The organism is Streptomyces sp. NPDC038200, from assembly GCF_055600785.1.
On sequence record NZ_JBVJYH010000007.1, the window covers coordinates 263,399 to 278,368 of the forward strand.

Consider the following 14,970-nt stretch of genomic DNA (forward strand, 5'->3'; position numbering starts at 1 on the left):
GCTGATCACTGGTCCTTGTGGGAGAGGGCGCGGACGGTACGGGACGGGCTGGGCCGGTCCAGATGGGCGGCCATCCACACGCTCGTGGCGGTCAGACGGCCGAGGTCGACCCCGGTCTCGATGCCGAGTCCGTGCAGCATCCATACGAGGTCTTCGGTGGCGAGGTTGCCGGTGGCGGACTTGGCGTACGGGCAGCCGCCGAGGCCGCCCGCGGAGGCGTCCACCGTGGTCACGCCGTGCTGGAGGGCGGCCAGGGTGTTGGCGAGCGCCTGGCCGTAGGTGTCGTGGAAGTGCACGCCGATCGTGTTCGTCGGCACGCCCTCCTCGTTGAGCAGGGAGAGCAGTTCGAGGACATGGCCGGGGGTGGCGACCCCGATCGTGTCGCCGAGGCTCAGCTCGTCGCAGCCCATGTCCCGCAGGGCCGTGCAGACCCGCGCCACCTGGTGGAGCGGCACCGCGCCCTCCCAGGGGTCGCCGAAGCACATGGACACATAGCCGCGCACCTGCACGTCCGCGTCCTTGGCGCGCCGCACCACCGGCTCGAACACCGCGAGTGACTCGTCCAGCGTGCGGTTGAGGTTGGCCTTCGCGAAGGACTCGGTGGCGCTGGCGAACACGGCGACGCGCTCGGCACCGAGGGCGAGGGCCCGGTCCAGGCCCCGCTGGTTGGGCACCAGCACGGGCAGCTCGACACCGAGACCGCTGACGAGCGGGAACAGCTCCTCGGCGTCGGCCAGTTGGGGCACCCACTGGGGATGCACGAAACTGGTGGCCTCGATCGTCGTGAGGCCGGCGTCGGCCAGCCGGCGGATGAACTCCGCCTTGATCTCCGTCGGGACGGCCGACTTCTCGTTCTGCAGCCCGTCGCGCGCGCCGACCTCGTGGATCCGCACCCGCGCGGGCAGATCCTGGGCCGGTACGACCATGGGCAGTCCTTCGGCGCTCACTCCGCCTCCTCCTTCGGGGCGATGACGGCCAGCACCTGGTCCATGGCGACCGTCGCGCCCGGGGCCACGTCCAGCTCGGCGACCGTGCCGGCGTGCGGGGCGGAGATGACGTGCTCCATCTTCATCGCCTCGACCACCAGCAGGCTCTGTCCCGCGCTCACCTCGTCGCCCACGGCGACCTTCACCACGGTCACCGTGCCGGGCATGGGGGCGGTCAGCGAGTCGGCGCCCGCGTGGGACGCGCGGTTCAGCGACGCCGCCACCGGGTCGTGGTCGCGCACCTGCCAGGCGTCACCCTCGCGGCCCAGCCAGTCGCCGACCCGGCGGAAGGTGTGCCGGACACCGTCGAGAGCGACGGTCACCCGGTCGCCGGTGACGGTGTGGCTGCCCCGGGGGGTGTACGTCACCGGGTCCTGGACCCGGAGCGGGAAGGCGGGCGGCTTCGGAGTGCCGCCCAGGCGCCAGCCGCTCGGCACCGAGAACGGGTCGGTCCAGCCCTCCGCGCGCGGGGCGAGCGCCGCCAGCCGCACGGCCGCCGCCGCCTCGTACACCTCCTCGGGCACGTCCGCGGGGACCAGTTCGTCCACCACCCGCTCCACCAGCCCGGTGTCCAGCTCGCCCGACACCACCGCCGGATGGGCCAGCAGCCGGCGCAGGAACCCCGCGTTGGTCTGCACGCCCAGCGTGACGGTCTCCGCGAGCGCCGCCCGCAGCTTCCTGAGCGCGGTCGCCCGGTCGGGGCCGTAGGCGATCACCTTGGACAGCATCGGGTCGTACAGGCTGCCCACCTCGGTGCCCTCGCTGAGCCCGGAGTCGGTGCGCAGGCCGTCGCCCTCCGGCTCGGCCAGCAGGAGCACCGTGCCGCCGGACGGGAGGAAGCCGCGCGCGGGGTCCTCCGCGCAGATGCGGGCCTCCACCGCGTGCCCGGTCAGGGTCACGTCGTCCTGCCCGAAGCCCAGCGGCTCACCGGCCGCGACCCGCAGCTGCCACTCCACCAGGTCCAGGCCCGTGACCAGCTCGGTGACCGGGTGCTCCACCTGGAGGCGGGTGTTCATCTCCATGAAGTAGTACTGCGAGGGGTCCCCGCCCGGCACGATGAACTCCACCGTGCCCGCGCCCCGGTACCCGCAGCTGCGCGCCGCCTGCACGGCCGCCTCGCCCATCGCCGCCCGGGTCCGCTCGTCGAGGAGCACACTCGGCGCCTCCTCGACGATCTTCTGGTGGCGCCGCTGGAGCGAGCACTCGCGCTCGCCGAGGTGGACCACGTTCCCGTGGCCGTCGGCCAGCACCTGGATCTCGATGTGCCGGGGCCGGTCGATCCACCGCTCCACCAGCAGGGTGTCGTCGCCGAAGGAGGCGCGGGCCTCGCGGCGGGCGGCGGCGATCTCCTCCTCCAGGACGGAGATGTCCCGCACCAGCCGCATGCCCTTGCCGCCGCCGCCCGCGGACGGCTTCAGCAGCACCGGCGCGCCCAGCTCGCGGGCCGCCCGCGCCAGTTCGGGGTCCCGGCCGCCGGGGACCACCGGCACCCCGGCCGCCTCCACCGTCTCCTTGGCCCGGATCTTGTCGCCCATCAAGGCGATGGCGTCCGCCGACGGGCCGATGAAGACCAGCCCCGCCTTCTCGCACGCGCGCGCGAAGCCCGCGTTCTCCGCGAGGAAGCCGTAGCCCGGGTGGACGGCCTGGGCGCCGGTGCGGGCGGCGGCCTCCAGCAGCCGCTCCACCGACAGATAGCTCTCGGCGGCCGGCGCCGGGCCGATCCGTACCGCCGTGTCGGCCTCCCGGACGTGCCGCGCGTCCGCGTCGGCGTCGGAGAAGACCGCCACCGAGCGCACGCCCAGCGAGCGGAGCGTACGGATGACGCGTACGGCGATCTCGCCCCGGTTGGCCACCAGCACTGTGTCGAACACGGTTCCCCTCCTCACATCCGGAAGACGCCGAACTGGGGGTCTCCCAGGGGCGCGTTGGCGCAGGCCGTCAGGGCGAGGCCCAGCACCTGACGGGTCTCCAGCGGGTCGATCACGCCGTCGTCCCAGAGCCGGGCGGTGGCGTAGTAGGCGTTGCCCTGGCGCTCGTACTGCGCGCGGACGGGCGCCTTGAACCTCTCCTCGTCCTCGGCGGGCCACTCCTCGCCGCGCGCCTGGAGCTGGTCCCGCTTGACGGTCGCGAGGACGGAGGCGGCCTGCTCGCCGCCCATGACCGAGATCTTGGCGTTGGGCCACATCCACAGGAAACGGGGGGAGTAGGCCCGGCCGCACATCGAGTAGTTGCCCGCGCCGTAGGAGCCGCCGACCACCACCGTCAGCTTCGGCACGCGCGTGCAGGCGACCGCCGTCACCATCTTGGCGCCGTGCTTGGCGATGCCGCCGGCCTCGTAGTCCTTGCCGACCATGAAGCCCGAGATGTTCTGCAGGAACACCAGCGGGATGCCGCGCTGGTCGCACAGCTCGATGAAGTGGGCGCCCTTCTGGGCGGACTCGGAGAACAGGATGCCGTTGTTGGCGACGATGCCCACCGGGTGGCCGTGGATCCGTGCGAAGCCGGTGACCAGGGTCTGCCCGAACTCGGCCTTGAACTCGGCGAACCGGGAGCCGTCGACGACGCGCGCGATGATCTCGCGGACGTCGTACGGCGTGCGGGAGTCGACCGGGACCGCGCCGTAGAGCCCGTACGGATCCACCTTCGGCTCGACCGACGGCTGCACCTCCCAGGGCAGGGACCGCCGGGCCGGGAGCGTGGCCACGATGTTCCGGACGGTCCGCAGGGCGTGCGCGTCGTCCTCGGCGAGATGGTCGGTGACCCCGGAGACCCGGGAGTGCACCTCGCCGCCGCCCAGTTCCTCCGCCGTGACGACCTCGCCGGTGGCCGCCTTCACCAGCGGCGGACCACCGAGGAAGATCGTGCCCTGACCGCGGACGATCACGGCCTCGTCGCTCATCGCCGGGACGTACGCGCCGCCGGCCGTGCAGGAACCGAGGACCGCCGCGATCTGCGGGATGCCCGCGCCGGACATCCGGGCCTGGTTGTAGAAGATCCGGCCGAAGTGGTCCCGGTCGGGGAAGACCTCGTCCTGCATGGGCAGGAAGGCGCCGCCGGAGTCGACCAGGTAGACGCAGGGCAGCCGGTTGTCCAGGGCCACCTCCTGCGCGCGCAGGTGCTTCTTCACCGTCATCGGGTAGTACGTGCCGCCCTTGACCGTGGCGTCGTTCGCGACGATCACGCACTCGCGCCCGCTGACCCGACCGATCCCGGCGATCACCCCCGCGGCCGGGGCCTGCCCCTCGTACATCCCGTCGGCCGCGAGCGGGGCCAGCTCCAGGAAGGGCGAGCCCGCGTCGAGCAGCGTGTCCACCCTGTCCCTCGGCAGCAGCTTGCCGCGCGCGGTGTGCCGGGCCCGCGCCTTCTCGCCCCCGCCGAGGGCCGCCGCGGCCAGCTTGGCGCGCAGCTCCTCCACGAGCGCGAGATGAGCCTGTTCATTGGCCCGCCAGGCCTCCGACGCGGGATCTGCCGCGCTCCGGAGCTCCGGTGCCTCCTGCATCCTGCGGTCCCCTCACCCGGTGATCGAACCAGTTAATGAGCGTTAACCATCGCCACCAGGTTAACGACCGCTAACCTCGCTGTCTAGAATTGTTCGCATGGTCACCAGAACCGACGCCCCGACCCGCCGCGAGCAGATCCTGAAGGAGGCCGCCCGGCTCTTCGCCGAGCGCGGCTTCCACGGCGTCGGCGTCGACGAGATAGGCGCCGCGGTCGGCATCAGCGGCCCCGGTCTGTACCGCCACTTCCCGGGCAAGGACGCGATGCTCGCCGAGCTGCTGGTCGGCATCAGCGGGCAGCTGCTCACCGGGGCCAAGCGGCGGCTGGCGGAGGCCGACGGAGTGCCCGCGGGCCGGACCCTGGACTCCCTCATCGAGGGCCACATCGACTTCGCCCTGGACGACCGCCCGCTGATCACCCTGCACGACCGGGAGCTGGACCGGCTGCGTGACAGCGACCGCAAGCTGGTGCGCCAGCTCCAGCGGCAGTACGTGGAGCTGTGGGTGGAGGTGGTCCGCGAGGTGTACCCCGCGCTGACCGAGCCGGCCGCCCGCTCGGCCGTCCACTCCGTCTTCGGCCTGCTCAACTCCACCCCCCACCTCGGCCGCGCCGGCACGCTCCCCGGCCGGGGCACGACGGCGGCCCTGCTGCACCGGATGGCGCGGGGGGCGTTCGAGGCGGCCGGCGCGCGGTAAGCCCCCCCGCCGCGTGTGCCGGCCGCCCGAGGGCGGCCGGGCGTGACGAGCATTACGGCGGTGCCCCCCTGGACGGGATTCCGTACTCGCCGGTACGGTTGAGTGAGCAAGCGCTTAGACATGCCGAAGTCATGCCGAGGTACGTGGAGGTGGCGGCGTGCGCCGTACGGTGTTCAACGAGGATCACGAGGCGTTCCGGGAGACCCTTCGCGCCTTCATCGAGGCAGAGGTCGTCCCGGTCTACGACGAGTGGTTCGCCGCCGGCCAGGCGCCGCGCGACTTCTACTACAAGCTCGGTGAGCTGGGCCTCTTCGGCATCAGCGTGCCGGAGGAGTTCGGCGGCGCGGGCCTGGACACCCACAAGTTCGAGGCCGTCGTCTACGAGGAGACCGCCCGCGCGGGCGTGGCCTTCGGCGGCTCCGGCGTGCACGTGCTGCTCGCCCTGCCGTACATCAAGATGCTGGCCACCGACGAGCAGAAGAAGCGTTACCTGCCGAAGTTCGTCACCGGCGAGGAGATGTGGGCCATCGCGATGACCGAGCCGGGCACCGGTTCGGACCTCGCGGGCATGAAGACCACCGCCAAGCTCTCCGAGGACGGCACCCACTACGTCCTCAACGGCGCCAAGACCTTCATCACCGGCGGTGTGCACGCCGACAAGGTGATCGTCTGCGCCCGCACCGCCGCGCCGACCGCCGAGGACCGCCGCCACGGCATCTCGCTGTTCGCCGTCGACACCAAGTCCGAGGGCTACTCCGTCGGCCGCAAGCTGGACAAGCTCGGCCTGAAGACCTCCGACACCGCCGAGCTGGCGTTCGTCGACGTCAAGGTGCCGGCCGAGGACCTGCTCGGCGAGGAGAACAAGGGCTTCTCCTACCTCGGCCACAACCTGGCCTCCGAGCGCTGGGGCATCGCCTTCGGTGCCTACGCGCAGGCCAAGGCCGCCGTCCGGTTCGCCAAGCAGTACGTGCAGGAGCGCACCGTCTTCGGCAAGCCGGTCGCCCACTTCCAGAACACCAAGTTCGAGCTGGCCGCCTGCCAGGCCGAGGTGGACGCCGCCGAGGCGGTCGCCGACCGCGCGACGGAGGCCCTGGACGCCGGCGAGCTGACCCCCGCCGAGGCCGCCTCCGCGAAGCTGTTCTGCACCGAGGTCGCGCACCGAGTGATCGACCGCTGCCTCCAGCTGCACGGCGGCTACGGCTACATGAACGAGTACCCGATCGCCCGCCTGTACGCGGACAACCGTGTCAACCGCATCTACGGCGGCACCAGCGAGATCATGAAGACGATCATCGCCAAGGACATGGGTCTGTAAGGCCCACGCCATCACTGGCCGGTACAACTGACGCCATGAGCCAGGCACTCCAGGATCTCCTCGATCTGCTCGACCTCGAGCAGATCGAGGAGGACATCTTCCGCGGCCAGTCCCGCTCCGCCGTCGTACCCCGCGTCTTCGGCGGGCAGGTCGCGGCGCAGGCGCTGGTCGCCGCCGGGCGGACGGTCCCCGCGGACCGCCCGGCCCACTCCCTGCACGCCTACTTCCTGCGCCCCGGCGATCCGGGCGCGCCGATCGTCTACACCGTGGACCGGATCCGCGACGGCCGGTCCTTCACCACCCGCCGGGTGGTCGCCGTCCAGCACGGCAAGCCGATCTTCCATCTCTCGGCGTCGTTCCAGACGTACGAGGAGGGGCTGGAGCACCAGGCGCCCATGCCCGTCTCGCCCGACCCGGCGACCCTGCCCACCTCCCAGGAGCGGCTGCGCGGCTACGGCCACCTCGCCCCCGAGGTGGTCGAGAGGTTCCTCGAGGCCCGCGAGGCGATCGACCTCAGGTACGTGGACGAGCCGCCGTACGGGCAGTACGGCGCGCCGCGCGAACCGCACTCCCAGGTGTGGTTCCGCACCAACGGCAAGCTCGAAGGCGCCATCGACGAAGCGCTGTTGCACGTCGTCCTCGCCACCTACGTCTCCGACATGACCCTGCTCGACTCCGTGCTGCTGGCCCACGGGCGCGGCGGCTGGGCCGTCGGGGACGTCGTGGGCGCGTCCCTGGACCACGCGATGTGGTTCCACCGGCCCTTCCGGGCCGACGAATGGCTGCTGTACGACCAGGAGTCGCCGTCCGCGCACGGCGGCCGCGGCCTCGGCCAGGCCCGTATCTACACCCAGGACGGGCGGCTCGCCATCTCGGTCATCCAGGAGGGCGTGGTCCGCGTCCCGAGGTGACTGTGACAGGGGTGCCGTTCGAGATGACGTGTGACGCAAGCGGGACTAGGCTCTTGGAGTGAAAGCCGCAGCGAACGGCATGCCCGGCACGCAGGGTCTTCCGGAATCCCGGGGCCTTCGCCGCAGCACCTGATGGCGCGATCACGCGCGGGTCGACTGTGGGTGCCGGCGAGCGTCGCCGTTCTCGAACACGGCTGCGGTGACACCTGAAGACCGCGCCGCATTTCCGCATGTGCAGCGGCGACGGCCATCCACCTCGCGCCTTCCCTCGGGAGCCGTGAGAGACGATGGAGATGGAAGGTATTCCCATGCGATCACAGCGCACGAGGCGCCTTGTCGCGATTTCCGCGTCCGGCCTGCTGCTGGCCGGCGGAGCCGCGCTCGGCACGGCCGGAACCGCCTTCGCCTCGGACCACAGCGATCATGGTTCCTACAGCAGGGACTATGGGGACGACCACGGCGGTGGCGGCTGGGGCGACGACGACGATGACGACTACGGCTACGGTGGCGACCACGATGGCTACGGTGGCGACCACGGTGGCTACGGCGGCGACCACGGCGGCGGCGGCTACGGCGGCGACCACGGTGGCGGCGGCTACGGCGGCGGTGGCGGTCACGGCGGCGGCGGTGGCGGCGGCCACGGCGGCGGCGGTGGCGGCGGTCACGGCGGCGGCGGAGGAGGTGGCGGTCACTGACCCGACCGCGAACTGAACACGATGTGCGGCTCCTTCGGTGGGGCCGCACATCGCGCCTTGCCGGTCCGGGGGCGGGTGTGCCGCCGGTCCGTCAGGTCAGGTTCGCCTCGGCGAGCAGATAGGCCGTCATCGGGTCGTAGTAGCGCGGGCTCACCACGTGGTCGTCGAGCGGGACGACCACCTGCACGGTTCCCTCGGCCTCGGCGAGGAACAGCGCGGGGTCGTTGCTGTCGGCGTACCCGACGGAGTCGACGCCGTGCCGGCCCGCGTACCCGGCCCAGCCGTGGTCGGCGACCACCAGGTCCGGCAACGGGCGCCCCGCGCGCTCGAGTCCGGTCAGAATGGCCCGCATCGGCTCCCCGGAGTGGGTGTGCCACAGCGTCGCCCCGTGCTCCAGCACGGCCACGTCCGCGAACTGCATGACGTACCCCTCGTCCGTCTGCAGCCCGTCCGGGATGACGACGATCTCACAGCCGGCGGCGCGCAGCGCGGCGGCCGTGGCACGGTGCACGTCCAGCAGGCCGCCCGGGTGTCCGGTCGCGAACAGCACCCGCTGGCGCCCCTCGGCCGCCTTGCGCAGCCGCGCCGCCATCCGGTCCAGCGCGTCCACCGTCAGGTCGGGGTCGATGGTGTCCTGCCCGTACCGGTACTCCGGGTCGTCGTTGACACCCACCCGCTCCGCCATCACCGCGAGCACGTCCTGCTCGTCGGTCCAGCGGTCGCCCAGCTCCAGACCGAACCAGAAGTTGCGGACACCATTGGCGAGCTGACGGTAGTGGGAGAGGTTGTTCTCGCGGGGCGTGGCGACGTCCCCCGCGATACGGGTGCGCACCAGGTGGTCGACGAGCTGGGCGCGGCTGGGTGTCCCGGGTATCGGCATGCCTTCATTGTGAGGCAGCGGGCCGTGGGAGTCCTCGGCATATCGCCCGCTGGGACGGGCGTCACTCGGCCGCCGGATCAGCCCCGCGCAGCGCGAACCACAGCTCCATGCGCACGTCCGGGTCGTCCAGGTCGGCGGCGAGCAGGGCCGTGCAGCGGGTGATCCGCTGCCGCACGGTGTTGCGGTGCACGCCCAGCGCCACCGCCGTGCGGTCCCAACTGCCGTGCAGCGACAGCCAGGTGCGCAGGGTCTCGGCGAGCGCGGACTGGCCGGAGAGGGGGGCGAGCAGGGTGCGGGCGTGCGTCTCGGCGTCCGTGCGCGGCACCAGGTCCGCCAGCGCGGGCCGGGCGGGGTGCCGGAGCAGGGGGGTGCGGGTGGCGCGGGCCCGGGCGAGGGCGCGGGCGGCCTGGGTGTCGGCGGCCGGCCACTCCGGCGGCCCGGCCGGCGCACTCACCCCGAGCGTCCAGCCGGGCTGCGGCTCCGGCTCCCGGTCCGCCGGGACCAGCACCCGTACGACGTCCCGGGCGAGGTCGACCAGCGGCGACCCCAGGGCGGCGCCGAGCGCGGAGGCGGCGACCGCGTCCGGGGCCTGGGCCTCCGGCCGCGCGTGCACGACGAGCCACCGCCCGGTGCCCAGCAGCGGGGCCACCTCCTCGGGCGGGGCGCCCAGCAGCAGCCGTACGAGCGCGGAGGACCGGGCGGCCCCGGCCCCGCTCTGGTGCTCGCCGGTCAGCAGGGCCAGCAGTACGGCGGCGACGGAGGCGATGGTGTGATCACCGGGCTCGCGCCGGGGCGTGGCCACCCCGAGCACGAAGCCCTCGCCGGCGCCCAGGGCGTACACGGCGAGATGGGTGGCCCCGAGGGTGTCCGTGGCGGAGGTGGGCTGCGGGGCGGTCGTCCTGGCCGTCGGCCTGACCACCGCGGACAGCGCGGCCAGCGCCGAGCGCACGCTGCCCGGTGCCTCCCGCCCCGCCCCCGCGACCTCCGTGCCGTCGGGCCCGTACAGCACGGCCCGGCCGCCCAGGCGCTGGGCCAGCTGACGCAGCACCGAGGGGACCGGATCCGGCCGGGACGCGGCCGCCGCGAGGCTCTGCTGGGCCTCCGTGACCCGCCGCAGCTCGGCCATCCGGGCCTGGGCCATCAGCTGCCAGACCGCGCGGGCCACGCCGGAGAAGGTGGTCTGCGGCGGCACCTCCAGCAGCGGCAGGCCGTGGTGGTCGCAGGCGGCGACCAGGGCCCGCGGGACCGTGTCGTGCACCGGGACCAGCCCGAAGCCCAGGGCCGCGCCGCCCGCCTCGACGATCCGGGAGACGTAGTCGTCGAAGTAGGTGCCGCTGCCGGCCGCCTCCGGGACGTGCACCCCGGCCGTCAGCAGCAGCTCGCCGCCCAGCAGGTACGGATAGGGGTCGGCCATCTCCGAGGTGTGCGCCCAGTGGACGACGACGTCCGGGTCCGCGGGGCCCGCGATCTGCCGCAGGCCCAGGTCCTCCCGGGCCAGCAGGGCCGTCAGCGGTACCGGTGGGGTCGGTGGGACGGCTGGGGTGATCGTCTCCGGCATGATGTGCGTTTCCTCCATCCCGCCCCGTTCATATGGATGAAACGTACTCTTCGCAGTCGCTTTCCGGCCACCTAAGGTCAACACGGAACGGCAGCCGCGGGTACGGGCGGATGTCCCCGCGATCCGCTGCCGTCACACCCCACGTCTTTGCACGACACGCCACCGACAGTGCGCGAAGGAGGGCCCATGGCCGTCGACTACACAGTGATCGTCCTCTACTTGGCCGGCATGCTGGCCATGGGCTGGTGGGGCATGCGCCGCGCCAAGTCGAAGAGCGAGTTCCTGGTGGCGGGCCGCCGTCTCGGACCCGCCATGTACTCCGGCACCATGGCGGCGATCGTCCTGGGCGGCGCCTCCACCATCGGCGGGGTGGGCCTGGGCTACCAGTACGGTCTCTCCGGCGCCTGGATGGTCTTCACCATCGGCCTCGGCCTGCTGGCCCTCTCCGTCTTCTTCTCCGCCCGCATCGCCCGGCTGAAGGTCTACACCGTCTCCGAGATGCTCGACCTGCGCTACGGCGGCCGGGCCGGTGTGATCTCGGGCGTGGTCATGTGGGCGTACACCCTGATGCTCGCGGTGACCTCCACCATCGCCTACGCCACGATCTTCGATGTCCTGTTCGACATGAACCGGACCGTCGCGATCGTCCTCGGCGGCTCGATCGTCGTCGCCTACTCCACCCTCGGCGGCATGTGGTCGATCACCCTCACCGACATGGTGCAGTTCGTGGTCAAGACGATCGGCGTGCTGCTCCTGCTGCTGCCGATCGCGGTCGTCAAGGCCGGCGGCTTCTCCGAGATGAAGGCCAAGCTCCCGACCTCCTACTTCGACCCGCTGGGCATCGGCGGCGAGACGATCTTCACCTATGTGCTGATCTACACCTTCGGCATGCTGATCGGCCAGGACATCTGGCAGCGCGTGTTCACCGCCCGCGGCGACAGGACCGCCAAGTGGGGCGGCACCGTGGCCGGCACCTACTGCCTGGTCTACGCCCTCGCCGGCGCGGTGATCGGCACCGCCGCCAAGGTGCTCTACCCCGAGCTGGGCAGCCCCGACGACGCCTTCGCCACCATCGTCAAGGACGAACTCCCCGTCGGGGTGCGCGGGCTCGTGCTGGCCGCCGCCCTGGCCGCCGTGATGTCGACCTCCTCCGGCGCCCTGATCGCCTGCGCCACCGTCGCCAACAACGACATCTGGTCGCGGCTGCGCGGGCTCGTGCGGCGCGACGGCGAGCAGCACGACGAGGTCGCGGGCAACCGCGCCTTCATCCTCGTCATGGGCCTGGCCGTGATCGGCACGGCGATCGCGCTGAACAACGTGGTCGAGGCGCTCACCGTGGCCTACAACCTGCTCGTCGGCGGCCTGCTCGTCCCCATCCTCGGCGGACTGCTGTGGAAGCGCGGCACGGTCCAGGGCGCGCTGGCCTCCGTGATCGTCGGCGGCCTCGCCGTCATCGGCCTGATGGCCGGCTACGGCATCCTCGCCAACGAGCCCGTCTACTACGGCCTGCTCGCCTCCCTCGTGGTCTACCTCGCCGTCTCCCTGGCGACGAAGCCCACCGACGAGGCGGTCCTCGCCACCTGGCGGGAGCGCCTCGCCGGGCGGTCCCCCGAACTCGCGTCCGAACCGGTCCCGGCTCACCAGTAGAGTCGTAGGGAAAGCAGTACATGCGCGATGAAGCGCAAGAAAGAAGGCAATTCACCATGAGCAGCAACGAGACGCCCCGCGGCCCTGTCGACTCCTCCCGCATCCCGCGGTACGCCGGCCCCGCGACCTTCGCCCGGCTGCCCCGCCTCGACGAGGTCGGCACCGCCGACGTCGCCGTCGTGGGCGTGCCGTTCGACTCCGGCGTCTCGTACCGGCCGGGCGCCCGCTTCGGCGGCAACGCCATCCGTGAGGCGTCCCGGCTGCTGCGCCCGTACAACCCGGCGCAGGACGCCTCGCCCTTCGCCCTCGCCCAGGTCGCGGACGGCGGCGACATCGCCGTGAACCCGTTCAACATCAACGAGGCCGTGGAGACCGTCGAGGCCGCCGCCGACGACCTGCTCGGCACCGGCGCCCGCCTGATGACCCTCGGCGGCGACCACACCATCGCCCTGCCCCTCCTCCGCTCGGTCGCGAAGAAGCACGGCCCGGTGGCCCTGCTCCACTTCGACGCCCACCTGGACACCTGGGACACCTACTTCGGCGCCGAGTACACCCACGGCACCCCGTTCCGCCGCGCGGTGGAGGAGGGCATCCTCGACACCGAGGCGCTCTCCCACGTCGGCACCCGCGGCCCGCTGTACGGCAAGCAGGACCTGACCGACGACGAGAAGATGGGCTTCGGCATCGTCACCTCCGCGGACATCTACCGCCGGGGCGCCGACGAGGTGGCCGACCAGCTCCGCCAGCGCATCGGCGACCGCCCGCTGTACATCTCCATCGACATCGACTGCCTCGACCCGGCCCACGCGCCCGGCACCGGCACCCCGGAGGCCGGCGGCATGACCTCCCGCGAGCTGCTGGAGATCCTGCGCGGGCTGGCCTCCTGCAACCTGGTCTCCGCGGACGTCGTCGAGGTCGCCCCCGCGTACGACCACGCGGAGATCACCTCGGTGGCCGCCTCCCACACGGCCTACGAACTGACCACCATCATGAGCCGCCAGATCGCGGCGGCCCGGAAGGACGCGGAAGCGAAGTGACCCACGACCACGACCTGGTACTCCGCCCGACGCCGGCGCAGATCACCGCCGCCCTGAACCCTCCCCCGGGGCGCAACGGCGGAGACCTGGTCGTGGAGACACTGGCCGGGCTCGGCGCGACCACGGTCTTCGGCCTGCCCGGCCAGCACGCGCTCGGCATGTTCGACGCCCTGCGCCGCTCCTCGCTCCGCTACGTCGGCCTGCGGGTGGAGAACAACGCGGGCTTCGCCGCCGACGCGTACGGCAGGATCACCGGCGAGGCGGCCCCGCTCCTCCTCTCCACCGGCCCGGGCGCCCTGACCTCCCTCGCGGCCCTCCAGGAGGCGGCGGCCGCCTCCGCCCCCGTCCTGGCGATCAGCAGCCAGATCCCCACCGCGGGCCTCGGCGGCGGCCGGCACGGCTACCTCCACGAACTCCCGGACCAGGCGGCCTCGTTCCGGGGCGTCGTCAAGTCGGTCCACACCGTCCGCACCCCGTCCCAGATCCCGTCCGCCATCGCGGCGGCCTGGCAGTCGTCCCTGACGGCCCCGCACGGCCCGGTGTGGGTGGAGATCCCGCAGGACGTCCTCCTGGCCGAGACCGCCCTGCCCGTGGTGACGGCGATGGACGCGGCCCCGGACGACCTGGTCCCGCGCCCCGAGCTGACGGCGGTCGCCGCCGACCTGCTGTCGAACGCGGCCCGTCCGGCGATCATCGCGGGCGGCGGGGTCGTGCGCTCCGACGCCTCCGGCAAGCTGCTCCAGCTCGCCGAGAAGCTGGACGCGCCCGTGGTGACGACGTTCGGCGGCAAGGGCGCCTTCCCCTGGGAGCACCCGCTGTCGATGCGGTCCTGGCTGGAGGACCGCCACACCACGGACTTCCTGGAGGACGCGGACGTACTCCTGGTGGTCGGCTCGGGCCTGGGCGAACTGTCCTCCAACTACCACACGTTCAAGCCCCGCGGCCGAGTGATCCAGATCGAGGCGGACCTCGGCAAGCTGGAGTCCAACCACCCGGCCCTCGGTATCCACGCGGACGCCCGCCTCGCGCTCCAGGCCCTGCTGGAGACGGTGGAGGAGCGGACGGACGAGACGGCACCGCGGCGGGTACGGGAGCTGCTCGCGAAGGTCGCCGACCGCATCTCCGGCCAGGAACTCACCCTGGAGCAGGACGTGCTGGCGTCGGTCCGCCGCGCCCTGCCCGCCGACTCCCCGTCCTTCTGGGACATGACGATCCTGGCGTACTGGGCCTGGTCGGCGTTCGACCCGCGGGGCGCGAACACCATGCACTCGGCCCAGGGCGCGGGCGGCCTCGGCTACGGCTTCCCGGCGGCCCTCGGCGCGGCGGCGGCGGACCCGACCCGGCCCGTGCTGGCGGTGTCCGGCGACGGAGGCGCCCTCTACTCGATCGCCGAACTCGCCACGGCGCGGCAGTACGACCTCCCGGTCACCTGGCTGATCGTCGACGACGGCGGCTACGGCATCCTCCGCGAGTACATGACGGACGCCTTCGGCCAGGCCACGGCGACGGAACTGACCCGCCCCGACTACGTGGCCCTGGCGGAGTCCTTCGGGGTGCCGGGGGTGCGCACGACTCCGGAGACGCTGGCGGAGGACCTGACGAAGGCGCTGTCCGCGCCCGGTCCCTCGGTGGTCGTACTCCCGGCGGTGCTGCGGATGTTCGCGCCGACGCATCTGGGCTGACCAAGGGGCGGAAGCGGCAGCTCCGCCCGACCGTCTTGCCGATGCGGCGCGCGCCGAGGGCCACCG

12 protein-coding genes are annotated in these 14,970 nt (G+C 72.6%); 6 read left to right on the forward strand and 6 right to left on the reverse strand.

Going from position 1 to position 14,970, the window contains the following annotated elements; all coding sequences use genetic code 11:
* Positions 1-5: 5 nt before the first annotated feature.
* From ACZ7KF_RS17770 to ACZ7KF_RS17780, 3 genes are read right to left on the reverse strand one after another with little or no spacing between them, the layout of a single operon-like run.
* Positions 6-926 carry a hydroxymethylglutaryl-CoA lyase gene (locus tag ACZ7KF_RS17770; protein ID WP_471075465.1) on the reverse strand — a complete coding sequence of 307 codons (921 nt, stop codon included), beginning with the start codon at positions 924-926 and terminating at the stop codon, positions 6-8.
* Between the two features lie 17 nt (positions 927-943).
* Positions 944-2,857 (reverse strand): acetyl/propionyl/methylcrotonyl-CoA carboxylase subunit alpha, encoded by a 1,914-nt coding sequence (locus tag ACZ7KF_RS17775; RefSeq protein ID WP_471075138.1) that lies wholly within the window; start codon positions 2,855-2,857, stop codon positions 944-946.
* Positions 2,858-2,868: 11 nt separating this feature from the next.
* Positions 2,869-4,485 (reverse strand): carboxyl transferase domain-containing protein, encoded by a 1,617-nt coding sequence (locus ACZ7KF_RS17780; RefSeq protein ID WP_471075141.1) that lies wholly within the window; start codon positions 4,483-4,485, stop codon positions 2,869-2,871.
* Between the two features lie 97 nt (positions 4,486-4,582).
* Between ACZ7KF_RS17780 and ACZ7KF_RS17785 the strand changes: the two genes are divergently transcribed.
* The 3 genes from ACZ7KF_RS17785 to ACZ7KF_RS17795 all read left to right on the forward strand — a co-directional run bounded on the left by ACZ7KF_RS17785 (position 4,583) and on the right by ACZ7KF_RS17795 (position 7,405).
* Positions 4,583-5,179 carry an SACE_7040 family transcriptional regulator gene (locus tag ACZ7KF_RS17785; RefSeq protein ID WP_471075144.1) on the forward strand — a complete coding sequence of 199 codons (597 nt, stop codon included), beginning with the start codon at positions 4,583-4,585 and terminating at the stop codon, positions 5,177-5,179.
* Positions 5,180-5,336: 157 nt separating this feature from the next.
* On the forward strand, positions 5,337-6,494 hold the full coding sequence (locus tag ACZ7KF_RS17790; RefSeq protein ID WP_471075146.1) for an acyl-CoA dehydrogenase family protein: 1,158 nt from the start codon (positions 5,337-5,339) through the stop codon (positions 6,492-6,494).
* A 35-nt stretch (positions 6,495-6,529) separates the two neighbouring features.
* Positions 6,530-7,405, forward strand: coding sequence for an acyl-CoA thioesterase (locus ACZ7KF_RS17795; protein WP_471075149.1), 876 nt, complete (start codon positions 6,530-6,532; stop codon positions 7,403-7,405).
* Between the two features lie 314 nt (positions 7,406-7,719).
* On the opposite strand, the gene ACZ7KF_RS17800 is transcribed toward ACZ7KF_RS17795, so the two are convergent.
* From ACZ7KF_RS17800 to ACZ7KF_RS17810, 3 genes are all read right to left on the reverse strand, one after another.
* On the reverse strand, positions 7,720-8,097 hold the full coding sequence (locus ACZ7KF_RS17800; protein WP_471075152.1) for a hypothetical protein: 378 nt from the start codon (positions 8,095-8,097) through the stop codon (positions 7,720-7,722).
* A gap of 94 nt (positions 8,098-8,191) precedes the next feature.
* Positions 8,192-8,980: a phosphatase gene (locus ACZ7KF_RS17805; protein WP_471075154.1), complete on the reverse strand. Its 789-nt coding sequence runs from the start codon at positions 8,978-8,980 to the stop codon at positions 8,192-8,194.
* Between the two features lie 61 nt (positions 8,981-9,041).
* Positions 9,042-10,556 (reverse strand): PucR family transcriptional regulator ligand-binding domain-containing protein, encoded by a 1,515-nt coding sequence (locus ACZ7KF_RS17810; RefSeq protein WP_471075157.1) that lies wholly within the window; start codon positions 10,554-10,556, stop codon positions 9,042-9,044.
* 168 nt (positions 10,557-10,724) lie between these two features.
* On the opposite strand from ACZ7KF_RS17810, the gene ACZ7KF_RS17815 reads away from it, so the two are divergent.
* Genes ACZ7KF_RS17815 through ACZ7KF_RS17825 form a run of 3 tightly spaced genes read left to right on the forward strand, consistent with a single transcriptional unit; the run spans position 10,725 to position 14,904 of the window.
* Positions 10,725-12,185, forward strand: a complete 1,461-nt coding sequence (locus ACZ7KF_RS17815; RefSeq protein WP_471075160.1) for a sodium:solute symporter family protein — start codon at positions 10,725-10,727, stop codon at positions 12,183-12,185.
* Positions 12,186-12,241: 56 nt separating this feature from the next.
* The gene (speB, locus tag ACZ7KF_RS17820; RefSeq protein WP_471075163.1) at positions 12,242-13,222 is read left to right on the forward strand and encodes an agmatinase; all 981 of its coding nucleotides are present in this window, start codon (positions 12,242-12,244) and stop codon (positions 13,220-13,222) included.
* The gene (locus tag ACZ7KF_RS17825; RefSeq protein ID WP_471075166.1) at positions 13,219-14,904 is read left to right on the forward strand and encodes a thiamine pyrophosphate-binding protein; all 1,686 of its coding nucleotides are present in this window, start codon (positions 13,219-13,221) and stop codon (positions 14,902-14,904) included. Before speB ends, ACZ7KF_RS17825 begins: the two co-directional genes overlap by 4 nt.
* Positions 14,905-14,970 lie beyond the last annotated feature (66 nt).